General features: G+C 63.6%; 2 protein-coding genes and 1 pseudogene. All 3 read left to right on the top strand.

The genetic code is table 11. From position 1 onward, the window contains the following. Positions 1-156: pseudogene (locus tag HV783_RS29265) on the top strand (amino acid ABC transporter permease); the annotation flags it as partial. A 1-nt stretch (position 157) separates the two neighbouring features. Next, positions 158-1261, top strand: a complete 1104-nt coding sequence (locus tag HV783_RS29260; protein ID WP_175144231.1) for an amino acid ABC transporter permease — start codon at positions 158-160, stop codon at positions 1259-1261. A 60-nt stretch (positions 1262-1321) separates the two neighbouring features. Continuing rightward, on the top strand, positions 1322-2011 hold a 690-nt coding region (locus HV783_RS29255; RefSeq protein WP_063582951.1), incomplete at its 3' end, for an amino acid ABC transporter ATP-binding protein.

Raw genomic sequence — 2011 nt, 5'->3', positions numbered from 1 at the left:
CCGGACATCGTGTCGGTGGTCAACACCACGCTGAACCAGACCGGGCAGGCCATCGAGGGCATTCTCATCATCATGGGCGCGTACCTCACGGTCAGCCTGTCGATCTCGATCTTCATGAACTGGTACAACAAGCGCATCGCGCTGGTGGAGCGTTGATATGAGCAGCACTACGCATACCCCCAGCGAAGGGCTGCCGCCGCCCAAGACCCATGTCGGCGCGTGGGCGTGGCTGCGCTCGCGCCTGTTTTCCTCGCCGCTGAACATCCTGATCACGGTGCTGTTGGCGTGGTTCCTGTTGATGTCGGTGCCGGCGCTGGTCGAATGGGCGGTTATCCGCGCCAACTTCACCGCCGCCAACGCGCAGGAATGCCGCGCCTCGGTGGGCGGGGCCTGCTGGGCCTTCATCATCGAGAAGCACCGGCTGATCCTGTTCGGCACCTATCCCTACGACGAACAATGGCGGCCGCTGATCGCGACCATCATCCTGGTCGCGGTGATCGTGTGCAGCGGCATCCGCCGTTTCTGGAACTGGAAGCTCGCCATCATCTGGACCGTCGGCCTGACCGCCGTGGCGATCCTGATGTGGGGCGGCGTGCTGGGCCTGACCTACGTCGAGAACGCGCGCTGGGGCGGCCTGCCGCTGACGCTGATCCTGTCGACGTTCGGCATCGCCTTCGCCTTCCCCATCGGCGTGCTGCTGGCCCTGGGCCGGCGCTCGAAGATGCCGGCCATCAAGGCGCTGTGCGTCGTGTACATCGAGCTGATCCGCGGCGTGCCGCTGATCAGCCTGCTGTTCATGTCGTCGGTGATGCTGCCGCTGTTCCTGCCCGAAGGCTTCTCCATCGACAAGCTGCTGCGCGCGCAGATCGCGATCATCATGTTCGCGGCCGCGTACATCGCCGAAACGGTGCGCGGCGGGTTGCAGGCGATCCCCAAGGGCCAGTACGAAGGCGCCGATTCGCTCGGCCTGAACTACTGGCAGCAGATGCGCAAGATCATCCTGCCGCAGGCGCTCAAGATCGTGATCCCGCCGCTGGTCAGCATCTTCATCGCGCTGTTCAAGGACACGTCGCTGGTGGTGATCATCGGCATCTTCGACCTGACGCTGGCGGCCAAGGCGGCCCTGTCCGACGCGGCATGGCGCGGATTCGGGGTGGAGGCGTATCTGTTCATCTCGCTGATCTACTTCGTCTTCTGCTTCTCCATGTCCAAATACAGCCAGGCGCTGGAAAAACGCCTGGCCACGGGCCACGCACGCTAGAACCTTGCCGCGGGTCCGCCACCGGCGGACCCGCAATGCGATATTTACGGGAGTACAGGCATGTCTGATGCCATCATTCGACTGCAGGACGTGAACAAGTGGTACGGCCAGTTCCACGTGCTGCGCAACATCAACCTGGACGTGGCGCCGGGCGAGCGCATCGTGGTGTGCGGGCCGTCCGGCTCGGGCAAGTCCACCATGATCCGCTGCATCAACCGGCTCGAGGAGCACCAGAAAGGCCACATCATCGTGGACGGCACGGAGCTCACCAACGACCTCAAGCACATCGAGACCATCCGCAAGGACGTCGGCATGGTGTTCCAGCACTTCAACCTGTTCCCGCACCTGACGGTGCTGGAGAACCTGACGCTGGGCCCGATGTGGGTCTTGAAGAAGCCGCGCGCCGAAGCCGAGGCCACGGCCATGAAATACCTGGAGCGCGTGCGCATCCCGGACCAGGCCAAGAAATTCCCCGGCCAGCTCTCGGGCGGCCAGCAGCAGCGCGTGGCCATCGCCCGTTCGCTGTGCATGAGCCCCAAGATCATGTTGTTCGATGAGCCGACCTCGGCGCTGGACCCGGAAATGGTCAAGGAAGTGCTGGACGTGATGGTCAACCTGGCCCAGGAAAGCGGTATGACGATGCTGTGCGTGACCCACGAAATGGGCTTCGCGCGCAAGGTCGCCAACCGCGTCATCTTCATGGACCGCGGCGAGATCATCGAGCAGAACAGCCCGGACGAGTTCTTCGAC

The organism is Achromobacter dolens, assembly GCF_902859745.1.
Classification (GTDB): Bacteria; Pseudomonadota; Gammaproteobacteria; order Burkholderiales; family Burkholderiaceae_B; genus Achromobacter; species Achromobacter dolens.
This window is presented reverse-complemented; position numbering and strand designations above follow the sequence as displayed.